The 22,796-nt window shown below is 61.9% G+C and carries 23 protein-coding genes and 2 riboswitches; of the genes, 13 read left to right on the top strand and 10 right to left on the bottom strand.

Going from position 1 to position 22,796, the window contains the following annotated elements; translation table 11 throughout:
- Nucleotides 1-96 precede the first annotated feature (96 nt).
- From IQ25_RS14485 to IQ25_RS14465, 5 genes are read left to right on the top strand one after another with little or no spacing between them, the layout of a single operon-like run.
- A complete protein-coding gene (locus tag IQ25_RS14485) occupies nucleotides 97-1,314 on the top strand; it encodes a Tm-1-like ATP-binding domain-containing protein (protein ID WP_144906992.1) in 1,218 nt (405 codons plus the stop codon).
- Nucleotides 1,315-1,321: 7 nt separating this feature from the next.
- Nucleotides 1,322-1,768, top strand: coding sequence for an acetyl-CoA carboxylase biotin carboxyl carrier protein (locus IQ25_RS14480; protein WP_144906991.1), 447 nt, complete (start codon nucleotides 1,322-1,324; stop codon nucleotides 1,766-1,768).
- Between the two features lies 1 nt (nucleotide 1,769).
- Complete coding sequence (locus IQ25_RS14475; protein ID WP_144906990.1) at nucleotides 1,770-3,104, top strand: acetyl-CoA carboxylase biotin carboxylase subunit; 1,335 nt, start codon at nucleotides 1,770-1,772, stop codon at nucleotides 3,102-3,104.
- Complete coding sequence (locus IQ25_RS14470; RefSeq protein ID WP_144906989.1) at nucleotides 3,101-4,573, top strand: biotin carboxyl carrier protein; 1,473 nt, start codon at nucleotides 3,101-3,103, stop codon at nucleotides 4,571-4,573. The genes IQ25_RS14475 and IQ25_RS14470 overlap by 4 nt, the downstream gene beginning before the upstream one ends.
- The gene (locus tag IQ25_RS14465) at nucleotides 4,570-5,412 is read left to right on the top strand and encodes an HAD-IIA family hydrolase (protein ID WP_144906988.1); all 843 of its coding nucleotides are present in this window, start codon (nucleotides 4,570-4,572) and stop codon (nucleotides 5,410-5,412) included. The genes IQ25_RS14470 and IQ25_RS14465 overlap by 4 nt, the downstream gene beginning before the upstream one ends.
- Before the next feature lie 10 nt (nucleotides 5,413-5,422).
- Here IQ25_RS14465 and IQ25_RS21370 read toward each other — a convergent pair whose 3' ends face one another.
- Nucleotides 5,423-5,704 (bottom strand): HNH endonuclease family protein, encoded by a 282-nt coding sequence (locus IQ25_RS21370; protein ID WP_144906987.1) that lies wholly within the window; start codon nucleotides 5,702-5,704, stop codon nucleotides 5,423-5,425.
- On the bottom strand, nucleotides 5,704-6,606 hold the full coding sequence (locus tag IQ25_RS14455) for a DMT family transporter (protein WP_144906986.1): 903 nt from the start codon (nucleotides 6,604-6,606) through the stop codon (nucleotides 5,704-5,706). The genes IQ25_RS21370 and IQ25_RS14455 overlap by 1 nt, the downstream gene beginning before the upstream one ends.
- 181 nt (nucleotides 6,607-6,787) lie before the next feature.
- Between IQ25_RS14455 and IQ25_RS14450 the strand changes: the two genes are divergently transcribed.
- The 6 genes from IQ25_RS14450 to IQ25_RS14425 all read left to right on the top strand — a co-directional run bounded on the left by IQ25_RS14450 (nucleotide 6,788) and on the right by IQ25_RS14425 (nucleotide 14,002).
- A complete protein-coding gene (locus IQ25_RS14450) occupies nucleotides 6,788-7,804 on the top strand; it encodes a glycosyltransferase family 2 protein (protein ID WP_144906985.1) in 1,017 nt (338 codons plus the stop codon).
- Nucleotides 7,801-9,474, top strand: a complete 1,674-nt coding sequence (locus tag IQ25_RS14445; RefSeq protein WP_144906984.1) for an ArnT family glycosyltransferase — start codon at nucleotides 7,801-7,803, stop codon at nucleotides 9,472-9,474. Before IQ25_RS14450 ends, IQ25_RS14445 begins: the two co-directional genes overlap by 4 nt.
- A 4-nt stretch (nucleotides 9,475-9,478) precedes the next feature.
- Nucleotides 9,479-10,378, top strand: a complete 900-nt coding sequence (locus IQ25_RS14440) for a hypothetical protein (protein WP_144906983.1) — start codon at nucleotides 9,479-9,481, stop codon at nucleotides 10,376-10,378.
- On the top strand, nucleotides 10,375-11,520 hold the full coding sequence (locus tag IQ25_RS14435) for a glycosyltransferase (protein ID WP_144906982.1): 1,146 nt from the start codon (nucleotides 10,375-10,377) through the stop codon (nucleotides 11,518-11,520). The genes IQ25_RS14440 and IQ25_RS14435 overlap by 4 nt, the downstream gene beginning before the upstream one ends.
- The gene (locus IQ25_RS14430; protein WP_144906981.1) at nucleotides 11,517-12,338 is read left to right on the top strand and encodes a class I SAM-dependent methyltransferase; all 822 of its coding nucleotides are present in this window, start codon (nucleotides 11,517-11,519) and stop codon (nucleotides 12,336-12,338) included. Before IQ25_RS14435 ends, IQ25_RS14430 begins: the two co-directional genes overlap by 4 nt.
- Nucleotides 12,339-12,451: 113 nt before the next feature.
- Entirely contained in the window at nucleotides 12,452-14,002 is a 1,551-nt protein-coding gene (locus IQ25_RS14425; RefSeq protein WP_144906980.1) for a CpaF family protein, read from the top strand.
- Between the two features lie 7 nt (nucleotides 14,003-14,009).
- Here IQ25_RS14425 and IQ25_RS14420 read toward each other — a convergent pair whose 3' ends face one another.
- Nucleotides 14,010-14,291 (bottom strand): hypothetical protein, encoded by a 282-nt coding sequence (locus IQ25_RS14420; RefSeq protein WP_144906979.1) that lies wholly within the window; start codon nucleotides 14,289-14,291, stop codon nucleotides 14,010-14,012.
- Nucleotides 14,292-14,334: 43 nt separating this feature from the next.
- Between IQ25_RS14420 and IQ25_RS14415 the strand changes: the two genes are divergently transcribed.
- Together IQ25_RS14415 and IQ25_RS21365 are read left to right on the top strand one after the other, a co-directional pair.
- Nucleotides 14,335-15,213, top strand: a complete 879-nt coding sequence (locus IQ25_RS14415) for a DMT family transporter (RefSeq protein ID WP_144906978.1) — start codon at nucleotides 14,335-14,337, stop codon at nucleotides 15,211-15,213.
- Between the two features lie 89 nt (nucleotides 15,214-15,302).
- Nucleotides 15,303-15,434: a hypothetical protein gene (locus IQ25_RS21365; protein WP_258537043.1), complete on the top strand. Its 132-nt coding sequence runs from the start codon at nucleotides 15,303-15,305 to the stop codon at nucleotides 15,432-15,434.
- A gap of 57 nt (nucleotides 15,435-15,491) precedes the next feature.
- Here the strand turns inward: IQ25_RS21365 and gcvPB are convergent, their stop codons facing one another.
- The 7 genes from gcvPB to IQ25_RS14380 form a co-directional block, all read right to left on the bottom strand.
- Entirely contained in the window at nucleotides 15,492-17,048 is a 1,557-nt protein-coding gene (gcvPB, locus tag IQ25_RS14410; protein ID WP_144906977.1) for an aminomethyl-transferring glycine dehydrogenase subunit GcvPB, read from the bottom strand.
- Nucleotides 17,045-18,403: an aminomethyl-transferring glycine dehydrogenase subunit GcvPA gene (gene gcvPA / locus IQ25_RS14405; protein ID WP_144906976.1), complete on the bottom strand. Its 1,359-nt coding sequence runs from the start codon at nucleotides 18,401-18,403 to the stop codon at nucleotides 17,045-17,047. The genes gcvPB and gcvPA overlap by 4 nt, the downstream gene beginning before the upstream one ends.
- Before the next feature lie 4 nt (nucleotides 18,404-18,407).
- A complete protein-coding gene (gcvH, locus tag IQ25_RS14400; protein ID WP_144906975.1) occupies nucleotides 18,408-18,779 on the bottom strand; it encodes a glycine cleavage system protein GcvH in 372 nt (123 codons plus the stop codon).
- Nucleotides 18,779-19,948, bottom strand: a complete 1,170-nt coding sequence (gene gcvT / locus IQ25_RS14395; protein WP_144906974.1) for a glycine cleavage system aminomethyltransferase GcvT — start codon at nucleotides 19,946-19,948, stop codon at nucleotides 18,779-18,781. The genes gcvH and gcvT overlap by 1 nt, the downstream gene beginning before the upstream one ends.
- A 24-nt stretch (nucleotides 19,949-19,972) precedes the next feature.
- A riboswitch (glycine riboswitch) is annotated at nucleotides 19,973-20,098 on the bottom strand.
- A riboswitch (glycine riboswitch) is annotated at nucleotides 20,099-20,199 on the bottom strand. It lies immediately after the preceding riboswitch.
- Nucleotides 20,200-20,252: 53 nt separating this feature from the next.
- The gene (locus IQ25_RS14390; RefSeq protein WP_144906973.1) at nucleotides 20,253-20,930 is read right to left on the bottom strand and encodes an NAD(P)H-binding protein; all 678 of its coding nucleotides are present in this window, start codon (nucleotides 20,928-20,930) and stop codon (nucleotides 20,253-20,255) included.
- Complete coding sequence (locus IQ25_RS14385; RefSeq protein ID WP_258537047.1) at nucleotides 20,923-22,092, bottom strand: deoxyguanosinetriphosphate triphosphohydrolase; 1,170 nt, start codon at nucleotides 22,090-22,092, stop codon at nucleotides 20,923-20,925. The genes IQ25_RS14390 and IQ25_RS14385 overlap by 8 nt, the downstream gene beginning before the upstream one ends.
- A 10-nt stretch (nucleotides 22,093-22,102) precedes the next feature.
- Entirely contained in the window at nucleotides 22,103-22,792 is a 690-nt protein-coding gene (locus tag IQ25_RS14380) for an aspartate/glutamate racemase family protein (protein ID WP_144906971.1), read from the bottom strand.
- Between the last annotated feature and the right edge of the window lie 4 nt (nucleotides 22,793-22,796).

Genomic DNA, 22,796 nt, shown 5'->3' with positions numbered 1-22,796 from the left:
TCTGCGTTTCACCTTATGCAACGCAAAATCACGAAACCCCCGTGCAAAGTCAACCGCGCTGACGCAGCAATAGGCGATGGAGAGGAAAACCAACCGATGACCAAGCCAAGCGTCATGTTCATCTGCACGCAGGATACCAAGGAGGAGGAAGCGCGCTTTACCCGCGCCGCGCTGGAAGCGGCGGGCGTGGACGTGGTGCACCTCGACCCCAGCGTGCGCCGCACTGTCGGCGGTGCAGAGATTTCACCTGAGATGGTCGCACATGGTGCAGGCATGACCATCGAGCAGGTTCGTGCGCTCGGCCATGAAGGGAAATGTCAGGATGCGATGATCCGGGGCGCCATCGCCACAGCGCACGAATGGAACGCAAAGAGCCCGGTTTCAGGCATACTTGCAGTCGGCGGCTCCATGGGCTCGGCTCTTGCCGGCGCCCTGATGCAGAGCTTTCCCTATGGCCTGCCCAAACTGATCGTCTCGACCATGGCCTCGGGCTTCACCAAGCCCTACATGGGCGTGAAGGACATCGCGATGATGAACGCGGTGACTGATATTTCGGGCATCAACACCATCAGCCGCGATGTTTTTCGCAATGCCGCGAACGCGGTGGCGGGGATGGCCAAGGGCTATGACCGAGACAAGGGTCCAGAGAAGCCCCTGGTTCTGATCACCACGCTCGGCACCACGGAGATGAGCGTCAAGCGCATCCGGCAGGCGCTGGAGAGCGATGGCTGCGAGGTCATGGTGTTCCATTCCTCGGGCGCGGGTGGCCCCACTCTTGACGGTCTGGCCACAGACAAGGACGTAGCTCTGGTCCTCGACCTCTCACAGACAGAAATCCTCGACCACATCTTCGGAGGCCTTGCAGACTCCGGGCCTGACCGTGGCAAGGCAGCCCTGCGCAAAGGGATCCCGACGATTATCGCCCCCGGCAATGCAGATTTCATCATCGGCGGCCCGATCGACATCTCGCGCGTGCAGTTTCCCGGCCGCCGCTATCACGAGCATAACCCCCAGCTGACTGCAGTGCGCACAGGTGTCGACGATCTGAAGAAGCTCGCCGACCACCTTGCTGCCAACGTGCGCGAAGCCAAAGGGCCGGTCCGCGTATTCACGCCGCTTGGTGGTTTCTCCAGCCATGACAGCAGCGCAGGACATCTCCAGGACCTTTCCGTTCCCGGCCCCTTTGCCGAGTATCTCGCACAGGTCATGCCCGAGAACGTGCCGGTCACGGCCATCGATTCCCACTTCAACGATGAGGCCTTTTCGAGCGCGGTGATTGCCGCCGCGCGTGAGATGCTGGCCGCAAAGAACTGATCAGCAAATGACCGACGATCTTCCCCTCACCCACGAAGACATTGCTGAGATCGCCGCGATCCTCGAGAATTCGGGCTATCGCGAACTCGATCTCGCCACCCGCCGCTTCAGGCTGCGCGTGGCGAAAGGCGATGGCGAACACGGCGGCATGACACAGGAGTGGCAATGGTCGGGGACGGCTGCGGACGTCGCGCCCGAATCCCAGGCGGCAATCTCAGATCCGGACGCGATCTGCTCGCCCTTACCCGGCACGTTCTATCATTCTCCCCAACCCGGCGCGCCACCCTTTATTCAGCCTGGTGACTTGGTGGGACCGGAGACAGTGATCGGTATCGTCGAGACTATGAAGCTGATGAACCCCGTACACGCCGGACGCAGCGGAACTGTCGGAGATGTTCTGGTTCCCGATGGCACGCTCGTTGCCAAGGGCGAAGCGTTGGTGCGGCTGACCTGACATGATCCGCAAACTGTTCATCGCCAACCGTGGGGAGATCGCCCTGCGCGTGATCCGCACTGCGAGAAGCATGGGGATCGAAACCGTCCTCGGCGCCTCTGAAGCCGATGCGGCCTCGCTTCCGGCTAAGCTTGCCGATCATGTCGCGATCGTCGGCCCCGGTCCGTCCTCGCAAAGCTATCTAGCGATCGATCGCGTCATCGCAGCGGCCGTCCGGTCAGGTTGCGATGCGGTTCATCCCGGCTACGGCTTCCTGTCAGAGAACGCGCAGTTTGCCCGCGCGGTTCTCGCCGCCGGAATGCACTTCGTCGGACCAGAGATCACGACGCTCGAGGGTATGGGCGACAAGCTGGCCGCCCGCGCGCTTGCCGTGGAAGCTGGACTTCCCGTCCTTCCCGGCGGCGAAGCAGCGACGCGAACTGACGTCCATGCCCGTGCTGCTCTGACGGGCTATCCGCTCCTGCTCAAAGCGGTCGCTGGTGGCGGCGGCAAGGGGATGCGCCGGGTCGACCGGCCTGAGGACCTAGATACCGCACTCGATATGGCGCAGGCCGAAGCGCAAGCCGCTTTCGGCAACGCCGCCGTCTATGTCGAACGCTTCGTTGCCAAGGGTCGTCACGTCGAAGTGCAGCTACTCGGCGATGGCACCAGCGCGATCCATCTCGGCACACGCGACTGTTCCATCCAGCGGCGCTTCCAGAAACTGGTCGAGGAAGCCCCCGCCCCTGCCATGCCGCTGGAAGCGCGCGAAGGGATCGAACAGGCGGCTGTGAGGCTCGCCCGTCACCTCAATTATCGAGGTGCAGGCACGGCGGAATTCCTCGTTGATGCGACGGACTTCTCGTTTTATTTCCTCGAACTCAATGCCCGCATCCAGGTCGAACATCCGGTAACCGAAGCAATCACTGGCGTCGATCTGGTCGAACAGCAGCTGCTTGTCGCCATGGGCAAGCCTCTTTCACTCACGCAAGCGATGGTGCGCCCAACCGGCCATGCCATCGAAGTGCGCATCAATGCCGAAGACCCGGACGCCGATTTCCGCCCCTCGCCCGGCCGCGTCACCCGCGCTGCATGGCCGGCAGGCGTAGGTGTACGCATCGACACACACATAGGCGTCGATGGCGAAGTGCCACCCTTCTACGATTCTCTGATGGGCAAGCTCATCGTCCATGGTGACACGCGCGAAGAGGCTGTTGAGCGTCTCGGCAAGGCGCTGCGATCGCTGCAGATCGAAGGCATGCCTACGACTACCCCACTACATCGCCGCATTGTCGCAGATCCGCGCTTCATCGCAGGCGGCGTCGATACCAGCTTCCTCACGGGACTTGCCCAATGACCGAGATCCGTCTCGTCGACGTCACCATGCGCGACGGCAACCAGAGCCTGTGGGGCGCAACCGGCCTGAACACAGCGCACATGCTGCAAGCCGCTGCCCTCACCGAAGCCTGCGGCTTTCGCGCAATCGACTTCACGTCGTCGAGCCACATGGCCGTGGCAGTGCGCTACTTCCGCAACAACCCGTGGGAGCGCTTGCGCCGGATGTCTTCGGCCATGCCGACAACGCCGCTTCAATTCATCACCACCGGCTTGCGCTTCATTGCCTGGCAACAGGCGGACCCGGAATTCATGCGTCTCGTCTATCGCGCCTTGCAGGTGAACGGAGTGGGCCGCTTCGTACTGCTTGATCCGATGCACGAAGTTCCGGCCGTGGTCGAAGCTGCCAAGCTGGTGAAGCAGGAAGGCAACGCTGAGGTCATGGCGGCACTGACCTTCACGCTTTCAGAAATCCATACCGACCAGTTCTACGCTGATTTTGCCAAGGCCGTCGGTCAAAGCCCGAACATTGACCTGTTCTACATCAAGGACCCGGCTGGCCTGCTCTCGGTCGACCGCGCCCGCACGCTTGTGCCCGCGGTCAAGGCGGTAATCGGCAACCGACCACTGGAAGTCCACGCGCACACGACCGTCGGGCTCGGCATGATGACCAGCCTTGAGGCGGCTAAGCTCGGCATCTCGGCGATCCACGTGGGTGTCGGTCCGGGTGGCGACGGGTCGTCCCTGCCCGAAGCCAACCGCATGGTAGCCAATCTTGAAGAGGCCGGTTTCCATGTCGGGATCGACAAGTCGGCACTCAGGCGCCTGACCAACTACTGGCAGCGTGTCGCGCTGGCAGAAGGCTTGCCTCCCGGCCGCCCGCAGAATTTCGATGCCAGTTTCCTGCGACACCAGATCGCCGGTGGCGTGATGACCACCATCGCACGGCAGCTTGAAGAACTTGGGCTGTCGGACCGAATGGACGCGGTGATAGAGGAGACCGGGCATGTCCGCGCAGACCTCGGTTTCCCGATCATGGTCACGCCCTTTCCGCAGATGGTCATGACGCAGGCCTTGTTCAATGTGATCGGCGACCGGCGATATGCACAGGTGTCTGATCAGGTGATCCGCTATTGCATGGGCAAGTTCGGCAAACCCACTTCGCCGGTCGATCCCGAGGTGCTGGCAACGATCATGGATCGCCCACGCTCGCGCGAGTTGGAGAACGAGCCGACGTTCCCGGCGCTCGGCGATCTGCGCCGCCAGTTCGGCACCAACTTGCCAGACGAGGAGTTCTTGCTCCGCGCGGTCATGCCGGCCGAACAGGTAGATGCGATGCTCGCCGCAGGGCGATCCCGCGCGACATATTCGCCCGAAGCTGCACCGATCCTCTCGCTTTTGCGCAAACTCGCAGCCGATCCCAAGGCGCGCGACATCGTGATCGAACGCCAAGGCTTCCGCCTAGCCCTCCATGCCGGAGCATCGCTTTGACTTTCAGTTCCGATTTTCAAGCCCGTCTGCGCGATGCTGCAGGCTACATCTTCGACATGGACGGCACGATTGCCCTGGGCGATTCAAAGAGCGGCGGTCACCGCGCCCTGCCCCATGCGATTGCGGTGCTGGAAGCGCTAAAGGCGAGCGGCAAGCCTTTCGTGGTCTTCACCAACGGCACGGCGAAACCGCCTGCGGACTATGCCAGTTCCTTGCGCAATGCGGGCTTCCCGGTCGAGGACCGGCAAATGCTCACGCCTTCATCTTCGGCGGCGGCATGGCTGGGAAAGGTCGGCCTGACCAAGGTCCGGGTTCTGGGCAACGCGGGTTGCGCCGCCCCCCTTATAGATGCCGGTCTCGATGTCGTCGGCCCATCCGAAGAAGCAGTGGGTGTTCAGGCGGTCTATACTGGCTGGTTCCGCGAGTTCGATTTCAACGCTCTGGAAGCCGCCTGCCACTCGTTGTGGAACAGCGCGCGCCTCGTGACCGCGAGCAACGTACCGTTCTTCGCCACTGAAAATGGCCGAGCTATCGGCGCCAGCTTCCCCATCAATGCGATGCTCACTGCGATGACGCGCAAACGACCGCGCATACTCGGGAAACCTTCGAAAGTCGCCTTCGATACGGCCATGAAGATTATGGGTCTGCCAAAATCGGCAGCAAAGAACGTCGTTGTCATTGGCGACGATCCGGCGCTCGAGATGCGCATGGCCAATGCGGTGGGTGCACATTCCATCGGCCTTGCCACAGGCATCATGGGCAAGGAGGCCGCTCTGCCTGAAAAGGACCGTCCTTCGGTCCTTCTAAAGGACCTCCAGCCATTGCTCGACGTTCTGTGAAAGTGGCTGCCTAGCGCCGCTTTCGGGCGGTCGGGGCGTGAAAGTCCGGGTGCTTGTCGGCGATCCATTGCAAGAAGCGGGCGATCGGTGGAGCGCTTCGCACCACAGTGACCTCCGCCCCGAACCGGCCAAGTTCCGCATTCGTGAACACGGCGTGCAATGTACGATGACAGATCGGATGCACGGCTTCTGTCATCCGCCCTCCCCGGCTCTTTGGCACGGGATGGTGGAACTCCAAGCGACGCCCCAGAGCGCGGCCGCAGAGCCAGCAGGCCGTACCGTTTTCTGCCATCAGTCTGTCATGGCGGGCTCTGACGGCGACTTGCCAGAGCGCCAGAGATAAAGGCCTGCGCCTACGATCACCAGAGCTCCCGCCGCCGAGACGATGTCAGGCCGCTCGCCAAACAACAGCCAGCCAAAGCTGCCCGCCATCAGCAACTGAACATACGTCATTGGCGCGATAGCTGCGGGTCCCGCTTTCGTCGTGGCAATGTAGATGAAGGCATGGGCCAGACTGGCGGTCACAGCGATGATTGCGCATTTGACAAGGACCGAGAAGGGCAACGCTGGAACCTCAAAGAAATGCACTCCGCTGAAGTGGCCAATGATCGTCCCGATACACAGGAACACCGCGCCGATCACGGCAACGTTGAACTGCATCGAAAGTGCCGTGCCAGTTCCTGCAACCTTGCGATTTGCCACCATCAGCAGGGCCATGCCGGTCGCCGCGATCACCGGAAGGAAGGCCACCGGCCCCAGCAGCGCAAGATTCGGGCGCAGGATCGCCAGAACGCCCGAAAACGCCACGATCGTCGCAATCCAGGTTTCGCGCCGCATGGGTTCTGACAGGATAACCGCTGCCAGAATTGCAGTGATCATCGGGCTCGTGAACGAAATCGCGGTCGCTTCGCCAATTGGCATCAGGTGAACCGCACTGAAGAGCGACATTGCCGATAAGGCGACGCTGAAACCGCGCAGGACCTGCCAGCGCAATCGCGGAAAGGCGAAGCCACCGCTGCCTTCGCGAACGAACAGGATTATGCCGAGTCCGATCGCTCCGAACACATAGCGCAATGCACCGATAGCCGTTCCTGGCCAAGCACCGGCCATGGTCTTTACCAACACGTCGCCCACGGAAAGCAGGGCAAATCCGCAGAGGGCATAAATCAGCCCCGATCTCTGACTGTTCTGCAATAGCCTGCTTCCCGGGATCGCGTCGGCACTGATTCCTGCCGAATATTCATGCTCTAGCCGTCAAGCGCGCCCCCCTCCACACAGAAGTGCAGCACTTTACCGGTAGTTAACCATGTCACCCTACGAATACGGACTTGCAGGGCACAGGGGGCCTTTTGCGCAAGGACGGAAACGGGGCCACATGACCAAGCTGATCATCCAGATTCCCTGCCTCAATGAGGCCGACAGTCTGCCGGACACTCTTGTAGCACTGCCCCGACGCATTCCCGGAATCGACAAGATCGAGATCCTGATCATCGACGACGGCAGCACCGACGGCACCGCCGACGTCGCGCGTCGCTTCGGCGCGCACCATGTTGTGCGCCATCGCCGCAACCGCGGCCTTGCCGCGGCCTACCAGAGCGGCCTCGACGCCGCACTCGCCGCCGGTGCAGACATCATCGTCAACACCGATGCCGACGGGCAATACGCAGGTGAGGACATCGCCAAACTCGTCGCCCCCATCGTCGCCAACGAGGCGGACCTCGTCATCGGAGACCGTGGCGTCGGCCGCAACGAACACTTCGGCCCGCTCAAGCGGCTCCTGCAGCGCCTTGGCAGCGCGGTCGTTCGCAACCTTTCGGGCACGGAAGTAACCGATGCGGTCAGCGGCTTTCGCGCCATCAGCCGGTCCGCTGCGCAGCGCATCACCATCACCACCGAGTTCAGCTATACGACGGACATGCTGATCCAGGCCGGGCGCAAGCGGTTCAAGATTGTCAGCGTTCCGATCCGTACCAACGCGACCGAGCGGCCCTCGCGCCTGTTCAAGTCGATCCCCCAGTTCATTGCCCGCCAGCTCATGACCATGGGCCGCGCCTATGCCACATACAACCCGCTACGCACCTTTACGTTGATTGGCGGGGGGATAGCCCTGATCGGGATGATGCCGGTGCTGCGCTTTCTGGTTCTCTGGGCCATGGGTGACGGGGCCGGACACGTGCAATCGCTGGTGCTCGGCGGCGCGCTTATCGTTCTGGGAACTCTCACGGGACTCCTGGGGGTATTGGCAGAGCTCATCGGGGCAAACCGCAAACTCCTCGAGGCAGCACTAGGGCATATCCGCAGGCTCGAGCAGGACATCGCCACGCTCAAGGACCGAACCCCGCCAAATGTCGGTTGGAACGAAAAGGACGTCTCCAACAAGGAAGCGGCATGACCTCCTTTGCCTCTGTTGGTATCGTGTCTCGGCCATTCCAACAGCCTCGAGATCGCTCGCAGTTCATCGCACTCAGCGCCCTGCTGGTGGTTCTCGCACTGCAGTTTCCGCTGGTCCTCTCGCGCGCGATAAACTGGGACGAGTTCTGGCACTACAGCCTGACGGTTATGGCGGCCCAAGGCCTGCTCGACCAACCGCTGCAGACGTTTTTCACGCGCGCTTTCATGTGGGTACCTGACCTGCCAGGCAACGCGGTCGACCACGTCGTGCTGATCCGCATGTTCATGCTCGGCTGCGAGCTTGTGACGCTGGCTTGCATAACAGCGATCGCGACTAGGTTCAGCGATCGTACGACCGGATTGCTCTCGGCACTGACATATGTGGCGGCCGGATACGTGCTGCAACACGGCACGTCTTTCCGGTTCGATCCACAGGCAACTGCCCTGCTGATGACCAGTCTGTGGGTCCTTGTGTGCCGTCCGGCCGATCCGCGCTGGCTCGTGCTGGCAGGTGTGCTGGGTGGCTTTGCGGGCCTGATCACAATCAAGGCGGTGCTTTACGCTCCTGCCTTTGCCGGCGTGTTCTGGCTGCGCTGGAACGAAAGCGGACGGGACCGTGCCTACCTCAAATCGGTCGCGACCATGGTCGCTGCAGCCGGACTGACGTTCGCGATCGCCTACTCGATCCATGCCCATAGCGTTGTCGAAGCAAGTGGACGCGGCGCGAAGGACATTGTCGGCGCCTCGGCTGAGAAAATGTTCAGCCTGACCAGCCATCCATATTGGCGCCACAACCTCAAGGGAGCCATCTTCGCGCCCGCAACGACGCTACTGGCACTGGCAGTTCCCTTCGCACTATTGCGCCGGGACCGACCTGCGGCCGAGCGGATCGCGCTTGCCGGGCTTTGGTTTCCCCTGACGACGCTCGGCTTCTATCACAACACCGCGCCCTATTATCACGTGTTCATGCTCGCCCCGGTGGCAGCATCGGCAAGCGCGATCATTCCACTGGTGACGCGCCGCTACGGCACGCTGTTCCTTGCCGTTTGCCTGGTTGCAGGTGCAGCAATGACGTTTGCCCGGGAACAGTCGGGCACACTAAACAAGCAGCGCCAACTGGTTGCCGCGGCTAACCAGATCTTCGGCGCACCGGTCGGCTACTTCGACAGCTGCGCGATGCTGGGGCAATTTCCGAAAGCAAACGGTTTCATGACCCCTTGGGGCACGGAACGTTATCTGCGGGGAGAACTGCCCAGCCTTGAGCAGATCCAGCACGAACGCGTCGTGCCGCTTGTGGTAAACGACGACAAGATGTTCGCCGATGCCTTGGAGACGGATGGCAAGGTTGCAGACTTCCTTTCCGCCGACCTTGTCATGCTGCGGCAGACCTATCGCCACTTCTGGGGACCCTACTGGATCGCCGGTTTCGACGTCACAAACTCTAATCAGCCCGCCACCATCACGGTACGAGTCCCAGGCCCCTACACAGTGGGCGCCGGTGGAAACGTAACTGTGGACGGAACTCCATACAACGGCGGACAGATCCTCGAACTGGCGCGTGGAAAGCACACTGTGCTCGCGACTGGTGGTTCGACTACGTTGACCTGGGGGCGCGCACTGCGAAAGCCGGTACAGCCTGCGCCCGCCGAGCCATATTTCACGTCGTTCTGATCCGATGGGTGCGGCAATCCCATCTGGAAAGGCGATAGACTGCATCACGCGTCTGCGCGCCCGCGCTCAGGCCGGCTTGCGGGCGTTCTCTGGACCGCTGCTTGTGCTTGCAGTGCTACTCTTCGTAGTTGGTGGCTGGTACTCGTTTCGGCAACTCGATATCGCGCCGGACGAACTGCAGCCGATCCCGCTCGCCCTTCTCGTCGCGACCGGACCGATCACGCTCCTCTACAGCGGCATTGGCCTCTACCTGATGTCCCGTTCAGTCGGGACCGCGATGCCCCTGCCTCGCTCGGTCACCCTTTCGACCTACGCCAATCTCGCCGAGGCACTGCCAGTGCCGGGCGGCGCGATCGTGCGGACCGGCGCGCTTGTTGCATCGGGCGCAGGGCTCAAAAGTAGCTCGATCCTTGTCGTGCTATCAGCCGTCCTTTGGATCGCGATTGCCTGCCTCGGCTGCGGACTCGCGCTGGTAGCACACGGACATCCTGCTGCCTTTCCGCTTTCGGGCATCGGGTTTTGCGGAAGCGGACTTGCTACCGGATGGCTGGTTGCCCGCGCCGGGTGGAAGAATGCGCTACTGACGCTCGGCCACCGCATTGCTGGCATGATAATCATCAGTGCGAGGCTGCATCTTGCCTTTCTGGTCATGGGACAGGCACTGCCGCTGGCCGATGCCCTGCCCTTTGCGCTCGCCAACGTCGCCGGATCAGCAGCGTCGATCGCTCCTTCAGGTCTCGGCATCAGCGAACTGCTTGCTGCAGGCGTTGCCAGCACCGTAGCCGTTGCGCCGGCCGCAGCATTTCTGGCCGTTGGCGTCGACCGTCTTATTGCTCTCGCATCAAGCGGACTCTATGTCCTTGTTGCCATGGCAGTCTCAGGCAGAAATGGCACTAAGCCGTGACAACCGGCAAAGAGCGTTTCGTCGTCTGGGGAACCTTCGACACGGGCAAGCCCCGCGTCAGGATGCTGCTTGCTGCTTTGGCCGACCTGCAGCCGGGCCTGACGACATGTCACCGCAAGGTTTGGGACGGCATCGAGGACAAGAGCCAGATCGGTGGCGTCACACGGTGGCTGTCGATCCTGTTGGCCCTGCTTTTCGCCTATCCTGCCCTCATCGTCAGCTACCTCCGCGCACCAAGGCACGACGTCGTTATGGTGCCCTACCCCGGATTGCTGGACGTCCTCATCCTTTGGCCTTTCGCAAGACTGCGCGGAGCGCGCATCTGCTGGGACATGTTCATTTCTGCTTATGACACCATCGTGGTGGACCGGACGATGGTGTCTCGGCGCGGCCTGGTTGCGCGATTGATCCATGCGGTAGAATGGCTTGCCACCCGCGTCACCAACCTCGTTCTGTTGGACACGCAAGAGCACGCAAGACATGTCGCGGAGATATTCGGCCTTGCTCACAACAAGGTCCGCTCGGTTTGGGTCGGCGTTGAAGACGACACGTTTCGAAGGGCAGAAGCCCCCAAGTTGCACGGGCCGGTGAAGGTCCTGTTCTACGGCCAGTTCATCCCGTTGCACGGGCTCGACACGATCGTCGATGCCATCGCCGGCTTGGCTACCCGTGACGAAGGGCCCAATCTGCGCTTCACGATAGTCGGGACCGGGCAGGAAGCGCCTCGGATCGATGCGAAGCTGGCCGCGCTGAACCTTGCGAACGTCGAACGCATCCAGTGGGTCGATTACACCAAGCTTCCAGCACTGATTGCCGCATCCGACATTTGCCTTGGCGTCTTTGCCAGCGGTGGCAAGGCTGCGCGGGTAATACCGAACAAGGTCTTCCAGATCCTTGCGGTCGGGCGCCCGCTCGTCACTATGGACAGTCCGGCGATCCGCGAGATCATAGAGCCCGGAGCAGCCGTCAGGCTGGTCCGCCCCGGCGATTCCGACTCCCTTGCTGACGCTATAGTGGCGCTCGCGGAAAACTTGCGTTCGGAAGATGGTCATCGACACATTTCTGCGGCACTTGAACACTTGCCGCTTGCCGATGTTGCACTCGTCCGCCAGCACCTTGTCAGCGCCACGGAGACGCTATGACCGTTCAAGCTACCTTGACCGCAACGCCAGTCACCGCAGATTTCGACCGGCAGTATGGGTCGTTTCTGCCCGGACGTTGGGTGCCCGCACCGCGCTTTGTCTTACGACGTGACCGCATTCTTGCGCTGGCGGAAGGTCTGCGCGCCGGCAAGATGGTTGAAGTCGGCTGTGGTGCCGGTTCGCTGCTTTGTGACATGGCCCTTCGCGGCCACGATTGTACAGGGGTCGAAACCTCCTCTCAGGCACTCGCTATTGCAGCGGAAATGACGGCTGGGCAGGACAAGGCTACGGTGCGTTCAACTTCCTCGAGTACATGGGACAGACAGTTCGACTTGCTCATGTCGTTCGACGTGCTCGAACATATCGAGGACGATGCGTCTGCCCTTGCTCAATGGGTTGGCTGGCTGAAGCCCGGCGCCATTGCCGTGCTGTCGGTTCCCGGACATCGCAAGATGTGGAGCCCGCGCGATGCATGGGCGGGACATTTCCGCCGCTATGACCGCAAGGACTTCACCGACCTCGTGGAGCAAGCGGGTCTGCAGATCGAGCGGGTCGAGTGTTACGGATTTCCATTGTCAAACCTTACCCACTGGCTCGGCAATCTGAGCGTGAAGGGGCAGGATTATGCCGGGGGCGCTAACGATACCGCCGGAGCTACCGCTGCGAGTGGAACTGACCGTACTACTCATGTCCGGCTTTTCGGCATCCAGCGCTCACTGCTTGGCCGTGCGGCGATGTCCTTGGCATGTCTCGTGCAGAAGCTGTTCCTGCGGACTGATCTCGGCGATGGCTACATCATTGTCGCCAGAAAGCCCTGAAGTCTTTCGGCATTAGGAAATCCTCAAAGTTTCAGGACTATTCACCATCTCTGAAGACGGATCGCTGACCACAACGGTTGCATCGTGATCCGGAAGCTGACGGGAAACGGCGAATGAGCGCTTTCGGGCGAAAGAATGGTATTGCAGGCAGCAGCGGCGGGGGGCGTCCCTCGTTTGGTGTGGCCCGTCCCATGCGCAGTGGCGAGGCGGCAGCGCCGGTGCCTGCGGCTCCATCTGCCGTCCCCATGCCGATGCCGATGGGCGGCGAACAGTTCCCGCCGCTGCCACCTCTCGATCCGGTCGACGCGCCGGTCAATGCGGCATCGCTGAAGGCTGACGCCCTCACCCGCCTGGCCGATCGCGCCAACGGCGTGAACGAGGGTAACTATCAGGCCGAGGGTTTCGAAGCCTCAGTTCACAAGATCAAGGAACAGGTGCTACCGCGCCTGCTCGAACGCGTCGATCCCGAAGCCGCAGCAACGCTGACCAAGGACGAGCTTTCGGAAGAGTTCCGTCCGATCATTCTCGAAGTCCTGGCCGAACTGAAGGTCACACTGAACCGGCGCGAACAGTTCGCGCTGGAAAAGGTGCTGATCGACGAACTGCTCGGGTTCGGTCCGCTCGAAGAACTGCTCAACGATCCTGACATCTCGGATATCATGGTCAACGGGCCGGAGCAGACCTACATCGAAAAGAAGGGCCGCCTCGTGCTGGCTCCTATCCGCTTCCGCGACGAAAGCCACCTGTTCCAGATCGCGCAGCGCATCGTGAACCAGGTCGGCCGCCGTGTCGACCAGACCACGCCGCTGGCCGACGCCCGCCTCAAGGACGGCAGCCGCGTCAACGTGATCGTTCCGCCGCTGTCCCTTCGCGGCACCGCGATCTCGATTCGTAAGTTTTCAGAAAAGCCGATCACGATCGACATGCTGCGCGATTTCGGTTCGATGTCGGACAAGATGGCGACAGCGCTCAAGATCGCGGGCGCTTGCCGGATGAACATCGTCATCTCGGGCGGTACGGGTTCGGGCAAGACCACGATGCTCAACGCCCTGTCGAAGATGATCGACCCGGGCGAGCGCGTGCTGACAATCGAAGACGCCGCCGAACTCCGCCTGCAGCAGCCGCACTGGTTGCCCCTCGAAACGCGTCCGCCGAACCTGGAAGGCCAAGGTGCGATCACCATCGGCGACCTTGTGAAGAACGCTCTGCGTATGCGTCCTGACCGCATCATCTTGGGCGAAATTCGTGGCGCCGAGTGCTTCGACCTGCTCGCCGCGATGAACACCGGCCACGATGGCTCGATGTGCACGCTTCACGCCAACAGCCCGCGTGAATGCCTTGGCCGTATGGAAAACATGATCCTGATGGGCGACATCAAGATCCCGAAGGAAGCCATCAGCCGCCAGATAGCGGAATCGGTCGACATAATCGTGCAGGTGAAGCGCCTGCGCGATGGTTCGCGCCGCACGACCAACATCACCGAAGTGATCGGGATGGAAGGTGACGTGATCGTGACGCAGGAACTGTTCAAGTTCGAGTATCTGGACGAAACCGAAGAGGGCAAGATCATCGGTGAATTCCGCCCCTCGGGCCTGCGTCCCTATACACTGGAAAAGGCGCGCCAGTTCGGCTTCGATCAGGCGTATCTGGAAGCCTGCCTCTGATCCTGGCTCAGGCCGCGAACCATTCCCTCGCGGCAAGCCCCAGAAAGACGCAGGCGCCGACGAACGCGACGAGGTAGATCGTCGTCCAAGGCATGAAGCCGACCGCGTCGAGATTGACGCGCCTCATCCGGCGGCGCTCTGCCCAGACGGAAGATACCGCCAAGGCAAGCGCGATGGCCCCGGCGCTCGCATGAAATTGCCAGATATGATCGAACCAGTCTTCCATACTGCGCGAGATGGAGAACGAAGGGGTTGATCGCAAGGCCCTTTGGCCTATGGCCCCAGCCATGTCATCGCCCAACGCATTGCGCCAAGCATCCCGCGATCGCCCGATGTTCGCGCTTGGGCTTCGCTTCCTGGCGACCGTCTTGTTCTCGGTGATGCTGTTGCTGGTAAAGCTGACAGGCGAACGTGGCATCTCGCTGCCAGAGACGCTGTTCTGGCGGCAGGCCCTGCCGGCCATAGCGATCTTCGGATGGCTTGCCTCGCGCGGGCAGTTGCACCGTCTCGCGACGAAAAGGCCTTGGATTCACCTTCGCCGCGCCGTGATAGGCGGGACCGGAATGTTCCTGACCTTGGGCGTTGTGCGCGTGTTACCCCTCGCTGAAGCCACCATCCTCGGGTTTACCACACCGATGTTCGCGGTCATCCTTTCGGCTTGGATGCTCAAGGAGAAGGTCGGCCCATGGCGCTGGGGGGCGGTGCTGATGGGGCTTATGGGCGTGCTGATCATTGCTGGCCCCGACACGTCGAACCTCCCGCCGTTCGGCCTCATGGTTGGAATTGGAGCGGCAATGACGGTGGCGCTGGTGACCGTCCAGGTACGCGACCTTGGCCGGACCGAGGAGCCCCTGACGGTGGTCTTTTACTTCTCGGCGCTGAGTGCACCCGTCCTGGCGCTCGGTCTGATCGGCAATGACTTCGATCACGATGTGACAGGCTGGCTGATGCTGGCCGGGATCGGTCTGTCCGGCCTTCTCGCTCAAATCACAATGACAACTTCGTTGCGCTACGGCTCCGTCGCGAGCGTCATGGTGGTTGACTATATCCAGTTGGCCTGGGCCACCTTCTGGGGCTGGCTGATCTTCGACCACCTTCCGCCGACGTCGACGTGGATTGGTGCGCCGATCATCATCGGAGCCAGCCTGCTGATCGCCTGGCGCGAACATGTACGCTTTCGCACACCCAGACCTGCCCCGTCGAACGTGTGATGGAACCGCCTCGGGCGAGCAGCGTTTAGCTTCCGTCCAGTCCATGACGCGCAAGGCCGCGTCAAAGGCCAGTTCGAAAGGTGAAAGCCATGCTTCGCAAGTTTGTATTCGCCACCATGATGGGTGGCCTTCTGATGGGTGCCACCGCCTGCAACACCGTGCGCGGTGCGGGCGACGATCTGAAGTCGGCAGCCAACGAGACCGAGAAGGCGATCAACTGATCCGCCTGACGGTTAGAGAAAGGGCCGCTCCGGATTTCCGGGGCGGCCCTTTTCGTATCAGCTTTCCTTGTAGACTAGCTTGGGCTTGCGGGCGGCCAATGTCTCATCCAGCCTGCGTCGTGGCGCAAGATGCGGAGCGGACTTCAGCCTTTCGTCCCCTGCCCGCGCCCTGTCCGCCAACGAGCGCATTGCGCCGATGAACTGATCGAGCCCGGCCCTGCTCTCCGTCTCGGTGGGCTCCACCAGCATTGCTCCGTGCACGACGAGCGGGAAGTACACGGTCATTGGATGATACCCTTCGTCGATCAGGCCCTTGGCGAGATCGTTGGTAGAGAACCCCTCCGCAAATCCGTCATCCGAGAATAACGCTTCGTGCATGCATGGCCCTGCCGAGCCAAACGGCGCATCCAGAACATCATCGAGACTGCGCAGGACGTAGTTGGCGTTAAGCACGGCATCGCCGGAAACCTGCCGCAACCCATCTGCGCCATGGCTCAGGATGTAGGCAAGCGCGCGGGTGAACATCCCCATCTGGCCGTGGAAAGCGCACATCCGGCCGAAAGTCTGCGGGTGTTCCTCGTGCGCGTGCTCTTCCTCGATCAGTTTGATCGAGCCGTCCACCTGCCGCGCCGTGAATGGCAAGGGACCGAATGGCGATAGCGCCTCAGAGAGTACCACTGGCCCTGAACCCGGCCCACCCCCGCCGTGCGGGGTGGAGAAGGTCTTGTGCAGGTTGATATGCATGGCATCCACGCCGAGATCGCCGGGGCGCACACGCCCGACGATGGCATTGAAGTTCGCACCATCACAATAGACATAACCGCCCGCAGCATGGACGGCGTCAGCGATGATCTTGAGATCACGCTCAAAGAGGCCGCAAGTGTTCGGATTGGTGATCATGACGCCAGCCACATCGGGGCCAAGCCGGGCCGTGAGTGCCGCCGTATCCACGCGGCCATCGGGCGTTGCCGGGATATTCTCTACCTTGAAACCCGCAAACGCTGCCGTGGCAGGATTGGTGCCATGGGCACTTTCCGGCACGAGGATCACGTCCCGCGGATCGCCCTTGGCTTCCAGCGCGGCGCGGATGCAAAGCAACCCGCACAACTCGCCGTGGGCACCGGCCTTGGGCGTCATCGCCACGCCGTGCATGCCGGTCAGTTCGATCAACCATTGCGCCAGTTCATTTATCACGCCCAGCGCACCCTGCACGGTCTGAACCGGCTGCAACGGGTGGACGTCCGCAAAACCGGGCATACGCGCGACCTTTTCGTCAAGCCGCGGATTGTGCTTCATGGTGCACGAGCCGAGCGGGAAGACGCCAAGATCGATCGCATAATTCTGGCGCGAGAGGCGGGTATAATGGCGAACGGTCTCCGGCTCGGACAGGCCCGGAAGGTCAGGACGTTCGGCACGCGCCATCGGCCCCAGGGCTGAAAGGTCGATGTCGTCGGTTGCCGGGAAGTCGACGCCAGAACGATCCGCATTGCCCAGTTCGAAGAGCAGCGCTTCTTCCAACTGCAGCGCGCGATTGCCGGTAAAAGTCTGGCTTGTGCCGTCAGGCGTGTTCTCGCCTATCGACGGGCGCCAGCCCGTAGGATTGATCGCGTTCATGCCAGCACCTCCTTGAGCGCCGAGACCAGCGCTGCGATGTCTTCGTCCGTCGTGCACTCGGTTGCGGCGATGACCAGACCATTGGCCAAGGAGGCTTCCTGCGGATAGAGGCGCCCCAGTGAGACACCGCCAAGCACCCGCCGGTCAGCCAGATCGCGCACAACTTGACGTGCTTCCTTCGGCAGGTTCACCGCGAACTCGTTGAAGTAGTGATCGTTGACCACGGTCACGCCGGGCACTTCAGCCAGCGCTGCAGCGGCCTTGCGCGCGGCAATGTGGCTGAGCTTGGCCATGTCTGACAGTCCCGATCCGCCAAGCAAGGTCATGTGGATCGAGAAGGCCAGGGCGCAAAGGCCCGAGTTGGTGCAGATGTTGCTGGTCGCCTTCTCGCGCCGGATGTGCTGCTCGCGCGTGGAAAGCGTAAGCACGAAGCCGCGCTTGCCATCGGCGTCCACCGTCTCACCACACAGGCGGCCCGGGATCTGGCGCAGATACTTTTCGCGGCACCCGAACAGGCCCAGATATGGCCCGCCGAATTGAAGGCCGACGCCAAGCGACTGCCCTTCTCCGACCACGATATCTGCTCCGAGACTGCCGGGGCTTTGCAAGACCCCCAGCGCAACCGGTTCGGTGACCACCGCTATCAGCAACGCGCCCTGAGCCTGAGCTGCCGCAGCAATTTTCGCGAGGTCTGGAATTCGACCAAGAATGTCCGGGTACTGCACGACCACGCACGAGGTCTGTGCGTCGATCCTGGCGATCAGCACATCGTCATCAGGCGTTGCGGAGAGGATCGGAGCACTGGTGTCGAGCATGTCGCCGGTGAACTTCGCCATGGTGCGCGCAGTTTCGACGTAGTGTGGATGCACGCCGCCCGAGAGCACCGCCTTGCCACGCTTGGTGATGCGGCCAGCCATGGCAACGGCTTCCCAGCACGCGGTCGAGCCATCGTAGAGCGAAGCATTGGCGACGTCAGTGCCGAACAGGCGGGCAACCTGCGTCTGGAACTCGAACAGAACCTGCAGTGTCCCTTGAGCGATTTCAGGCTGATATGGAGTGTAGGCGGTCAGGAACTCACCACGCTGGATCAGGTGATCTACCGTTGCCGGCACATGATGACGATATGCGCCCGCCCCCAGGAAGAACGGCACCGATCCGGCAGTCGTGTTGTTCGCCGAAAGCCGCGCCATATGGCGTTCGACAGCCATTTCGCTTGCGTGGTCAGGCAGGCCCGCAATGGGTGCGGAGAGACGCGCTTCGGCCGGAACATCGGCGAACAAGTCGTCGATAGAGCCGGCGCCGATAACCGAGAGCATCGCGCTCCGATCTGCGTCCGTGAGGGGAAGATAGCGCATGGGATCAAAGCTCCGCGACGTAGGCCTGGTACGAGGCCTCATCCATCAAGCCTTCAAGTTCGTCGGCATCCGAAAGGCTCATCTTCCACAGCCAACCCTCACCTTCCGGGTCCGAATTGACCAGTTCCGGCTGGTCTTCGAGCGCCGTATTGGCCACCGTGACCTTGCCGGAAACCGGCGCGTAGACATCCGAGGCGGCCTTCACGCTATCGACCACCGAGGCGCTGTCACCCTTGCCGACTTCGCTGCCCTCGCCCGGAAGTTCCACGAAGGTGATATCGCCCAATTGGCTCTGTGCGTAGTCGGTGATCCCGACCGTAGCTTCATCGCCTTCGACCGCGACCCATTCGTGGTCCTTGGTGAAATAGCGGGTCATCAGGCGGCTCCTTTGCGATGGTAGCGATGGGGAACAAAAGGCATGGAAACGACGCTTGCGGCGAGTTTGCGACCGCGCACGTCGATGGAAAGCGAGGTTCCGGGAGCAGCGAACTCAACCGGCACGTAGGCCATGGCAATCGGCCGCTCGAGGCTGGGAGAGAAGCCACCCGAGGTGACAATGCCAACTTCGGTATCGCCCGACAGGACAGTCGCCCCTTCGCGCGCGGCCATGCGGCCTTCGATGGCCAGGCCGACGCGACGACGCAGCCCGCCATCGGCAATCAGCGAAAGGACCTTGTTCGCGCCAATGAATCCGCCCTCATTGCGGCGGCGCTTGTTGATCCCGAAAAGCAGGTCGGCACTAACCGGATCGACCAGTTTCGTCATGTCGTGACCGTAAAGCGGCAAACCGGCCTCGAGCCGCAGGCTGTCGCGTGCGCCAAGGCCGATGGGCTTCACCTGGGGCTGACCGCAAATCAGGTCGGCCAGTTCGGATGCTTTTTCGGCCGCAACCGCAATCTCGAAGCCATCCTCTCCGGTATAGCCCGAACGACTGATCCACGCATCGATGCCGCCCAGCTTGAACTGCCCCCCGCGCATGAAAGACAGCGTCGAGAGCGGGTTTCCGCCAGTTACCAATGGCTCCAGCGCTTCGAACGCCTTGGGGCCCTGCAGGGCAAACAGTGCGCTATCCTCAAGGTGATTGAGTGTTACGGCATCGGGCAGATGGTCGCGCAAGTAAGCGATATCGTCCCACTTGGTCGCGCCGTTGACGACAAGGTAAAAACCGCTGTCCCAACGCGTGACCATCAGGTCATCGAGAATGCCGCCCTCCTCGTTCAGCAGCAGCGAATAGCGCACTCCGCCGACTGGAAGGGTAGAAAGGTCAATCGGCAGGACGGCTTCGAGTGCAGCCTCAGCATCATGGCCCGAAACATAAAGCTGGCCCATGTGCGAAACGTCGAAGAACCCGGCACTTTCCCGCGTCCAAAGATGTTCAGCGATGATCCCTTCAAACTGGACCGGCATCCAGTACCCGGCAAAATCGACCATGCGGCCACCGCGTGCACGATGCCACTGGTCGAGAGGCAAGGTCAGCGGGCCGACCGCAACCTCATCCGCTTCTTCACATCCATGAATTTCGTATGTGTCGCTCACAAATATCATTCCCGTGCAGTTCAGACGCCATTCGGCGCCCCCTCTGTCACGGAAACCTGAGAGCTTTCCCCCGCCCGCCTCTCCAGACGGGTTTGGATGGGGTTACCCCTTCGGCGGCCCTCCCCTTTGCGGGAAGCGGCACTTTCCAGAGTGTCGCTGTCGACCAACGCGGTCCATTTGCCTGAGAGATTCCGGGGCGGTTGCTCCTTCGGCGTCTCTCGATCCTGAACGAATCGAGAGAGCTCTCCCGCGCGATCAGCGACGTGTCCTCATCGTTGCAGTGCAGTGTGAAGTCAACCGGAGTAAGGCCAGCTTATCCCCGGCGCAGGATGCGACGCATCTCGTCATGCTGATGGACATGGCGTCCACGCTGCTTCGCGCCTGCCAGATTCAGGATCACGCGAGCAACGTCGCTATCCCTGGCGGAGCGATACTTGCGCAACCCACCAAGCATGAAAAGATCGGCCAGCGGGCTCAGGATCATCCCGATCCTCTCGGCCGGGCGAGGCACACCTTCCCGCCTGCCCTTGAGCAAACCGGGCCGGATCACGTCGAGCCGGTCGAAATGAAGCTTGGCCAGCTTGTCCTCGACCTCGCCCTTGACCGAAAGGTAAAAGTTCCTTGAAGAGAACTGCGCCCCCACCGACGAAACAACGATGAACTGCCGTGCCCCCGCAGCCTTCGCAGCCGCCGCGCATTCAAGGACGAGATCGTGATCAACAGCCCGAAACGCCTGACGGTCTCCTCCTACGGACTTTATCGTGGTGCCTAGAGCAATCACGACCGCATGAGGGCGCCCTGCCGCTATCGCATCGGGCCAATGCTCGGTATCGGATAGCAACATCTCCATCCGCGCGCCCTTGGGCAGCGAAACTTCTCTCCGCGCCACGGCGACGAGATGAATGTCAGGACGCGCGACGGCCTCGGCCATCACCGCACGCCCGATCAGGCCGGTCGCTCCCACGAGCACAACGCGCGTCTGGTCAGACATTGCGCAACCCTTCCGGAGCCTGACCAAACAGTCGGGCATAGCTGTCGATCGCGTAGCGGTCTGTCATGCCCGAGATGAAGTCGGCGATATGGCGCGTGCGTGCAGGTTCGGCAGTGGGGAGCGATGTGCGCCAGCTGTCCGGCATCTGCGCGGGGTCCTCGGCATAAGCCCTGAACAGCGAGGCAATCACATCCCTTGCCCGATCCGCCGTCTGGCACTGCTCCTCGTGCAGATAGAGCCGTTGGTACATGAACTGTTTCAGTGCACGCTCTTCTTCGCCCATCGCGTCCGAGAAGATGGCGAGCGGTCGACCGGCATTGCGCACGTCCTCAACGCTGGCCACGCCCGTATCTGCGATGTTCGCCTGTGCCGTGGCGATAACGTCATTGACCATGCGGCCGATCTGCCCGCGCACCAGCTCGCGCAGCAACCGGTCTTGTGGCGCCCCCGGAAAGCGGTGCTCAATGGAGCGCCACTGGTCCGCTACGGATGGCAGTTCCAGCAATTGGTCAAGGCACAGAAACCCCGCCCGCAATCCATCGTCGATGTCATGGTTGTCATATGCGATATCATCGGAAATCGCCGCCACCTGCGCTTCGAGCGAAGCAAAGGTCGTCAGGTCCAGCGGGAACGCAGCGTCCAGCTCCTCCAGCGCCCAGGTGGGCTTGAGTATCGGCCCGTTGTGCTTGGCAAGACCCTCCAGCGTTTCCCACGAGAGGTTCAGACCCTCATGCCCGCAATAGGGACTTTCGAGCCGCATCAGCACGCGCAGGGTGTTGGCGTTGTGGTCGAAGCCCCCTACCCCTGCCGTGGCCTCCTCCAGCGCATCCTCGCCGGCATGGCCGAACGGTGGATGGCCGATGTCGTGGGCAAGGCACAGCGCCTCGGTAAGGTCCTCGTCCAGACCCAGCGCCCGCGCGATCACCCGCCCGATCTGCGCCACTTCCAGGCTATGCGTCAGCCGCACCCGGTAGTGGTCACCATCGGGCGCGATGAACACCTGCGTCTTGTGGCGAAGCCGGCGAAACGCGATCGAGTGGATGATGCGATCCCGGTCGCGCTGGAATGCGCTGCGCGGACCACGCGAAGCCTTGTCGTCCAGCCCGAACTCGCGCCCGCGCGTGCGCGCAGGATCGCTGGCGTAAGGTGCGCGGCCCTCGATCACGTTGCAATCAACCGAGGATCCAGTCGACCGCCGCCTGCGCGTGAATGCGCGTGCCATCGAAAATCGGCAGCACATTGGCATCCACGTCGATCACCATGTCGAGCTCCGTGCAGGCCAGCACCGCACCCTTTGCACCGCGCTGGCCCATGTTGGTCAGCATCGTCTTGAAGGTCCGCTCCGCCGCGCGCGAGGCTTTGCCGAGCATCAGTTCGTCATAGATGATCGCATCCATCGCATCGACTTCCTCGACCACCGGTGGCAGCAAGCTGACGCCGTGAGCGATCAAGCGCTTGCGGTAAAAGCTCTCCATCACGACGTTGCGCGTGCCGAGCAGCGTGGCATTGGTGACGCCAGCATCCTTCATCTTCGCGCCAACTGCGTCGGCGATATGGATCACCGGCACCGAAACCGCCTCGGCCACCTTGTCATAGACCTTGTGCATCGAATTGGCGCCAATAAGCAGCGCCGTTGCGCCTGCCTGTTCGAGCCTGCGGGCACTGTCGGCAAGAACGTCAGCCGCATGGGCCCATTGCTCCGCCGTGGAAAGCCGGATGAGGTCGGTGAAGTCGAGGCTTTCAATCAGCAGCGGCGCGCTGGCCACCTTTGACGTGCGCGCCTGCACCAGCTGATTGATGTCTTCGTAGTAAGTGCGGGTCGAAACCCAGCTCATGCCGCCAATAAGGCCGATCTTGCGCAAAACG

This window comes from Novosphingobium taihuense (genome assembly GCF_007830315.1).
Lineage (GTDB): Bacteria > Pseudomonadota > Alphaproteobacteria > Sphingomonadales > Sphingomonadaceae > Novosphingobium > Novosphingobium taihuense.
The sequence above is the reverse complement of the archived record's forward strand: the minus strand, read 5'-3'. Positions and strand labels throughout refer to the sequence as shown.

What these genes read in the sequence shown, in the direction of transcription:
- IQ25_RS14485 (WP_144906992.1), top strand. Translation starts at nt 97, where the DNA reads ATGACCAAGCCAAGCGTCATGTTCATCTGCACGCAGGATACCAAGGAG.
- IQ25_RS14480 (WP_144906991.1), top strand. Translation starts at nt 1,322, where the DNA reads ATGACCGACGATCTTCCCCTCACCCACGAAGACATTGCTGAGATCGCC.
- IQ25_RS14475 (WP_144906990.1), top strand. Translation starts at nt 1,770, where the DNA reads ATGATCCGCAAACTGTTCATCGCCAACCGTGGGGAGATCGCCCTGCGC.
- IQ25_RS14470 (WP_144906989.1), top strand. Translation starts at nt 3,101, where the DNA reads ATGACCGAGATCCGTCTCGTCGACGTCACCATGCGCGACGGCAACCAG.
- IQ25_RS21370 (WP_144906987.1), bottom strand. Translation starts at nt 5,704, where the DNA reads ATGGCAGAAAACGGTACGGCCTGCTGGCTCTGCGGCCGCGCTCTGGGG.
- IQ25_RS14450 (WP_144906985.1), top strand. Translation starts at nt 6,788, where the DNA reads ATGACCAAGCTGATCATCCAGATTCCCTGCCTCAATGAGGCCGACAGT.
- IQ25_RS14445 (WP_144906984.1), top strand. Translation starts at nt 7,801, where the DNA reads ATGACCTCCTTTGCCTCTGTTGGTATCGTGTCTCGGCCATTCCAACAG.
- IQ25_RS14440 (WP_144906983.1), top strand. Translation starts at nt 9,479, where the DNA reads ATGGGTGCGGCAATCCCATCTGGAAAGGCGATAGACTGCATCACGCGT.
- IQ25_RS14430 (WP_144906981.1), top strand. Translation starts at nt 11,517, where the DNA reads ATGACCGTTCAAGCTACCTTGACCGCAACGCCAGTCACCGCAGATTTC.
- IQ25_RS14425 (WP_144906980.1), top strand. Translation starts at nt 12,452, where the DNA reads ATGAGCGCTTTCGGGCGAAAGAATGGTATTGCAGGCAGCAGCGGCGGG.
- IQ25_RS14420 (WP_144906979.1), bottom strand. Translation starts at nt 14,291, where the DNA reads ATGGCTGGGGCCATAGGCCAAAGGGCCTTGCGATCAACCCCTTCGTTC.
- IQ25_RS14415 (WP_144906978.1), top strand. Translation starts at nt 14,335, where the DNA reads ATGTTCGCGCTTGGGCTTCGCTTCCTGGCGACCGTCTTGTTCTCGGTG.
- IQ25_RS21365 (WP_258537043.1), top strand. Translation starts at nt 15,303, where the DNA reads ATGCTTCGCAAGTTTGTATTCGCCACCATGATGGGTGGCCTTCTGATG.
- gcvPB (WP_144906977.1), bottom strand. Translation starts at nt 17,048, where the DNA reads ATGAACGCGATCAATCCTACGGGCTGGCGCCCGTCGATAGGCGAGAAC.
- gcvPA (WP_144906976.1), bottom strand. Translation starts at nt 18,403, where the DNA reads ATGCGCTATCTTCCCCTCACGGACGCAGATCGGAGCGCGATGCTCTCG.
- gcvH (WP_144906975.1), bottom strand. Translation starts at nt 18,779, where the DNA reads ATGACCCGCTATTTCACCAAGGACCACGAATGGGTCGCGGTCGAAGGC.
- gcvT (WP_144906974.1), bottom strand. Translation starts at nt 19,948, where the DNA reads ATGATATTTGTGAGCGACACATACGAAATTCATGGATGTGAAGAAGCG.
- IQ25_RS14390 (WP_144906973.1), bottom strand. Translation starts at nt 20,930, where the DNA reads ATGTCTGACCAGACGCGCGTTGTGCTCGTGGGAGCGACCGGCCTGATC.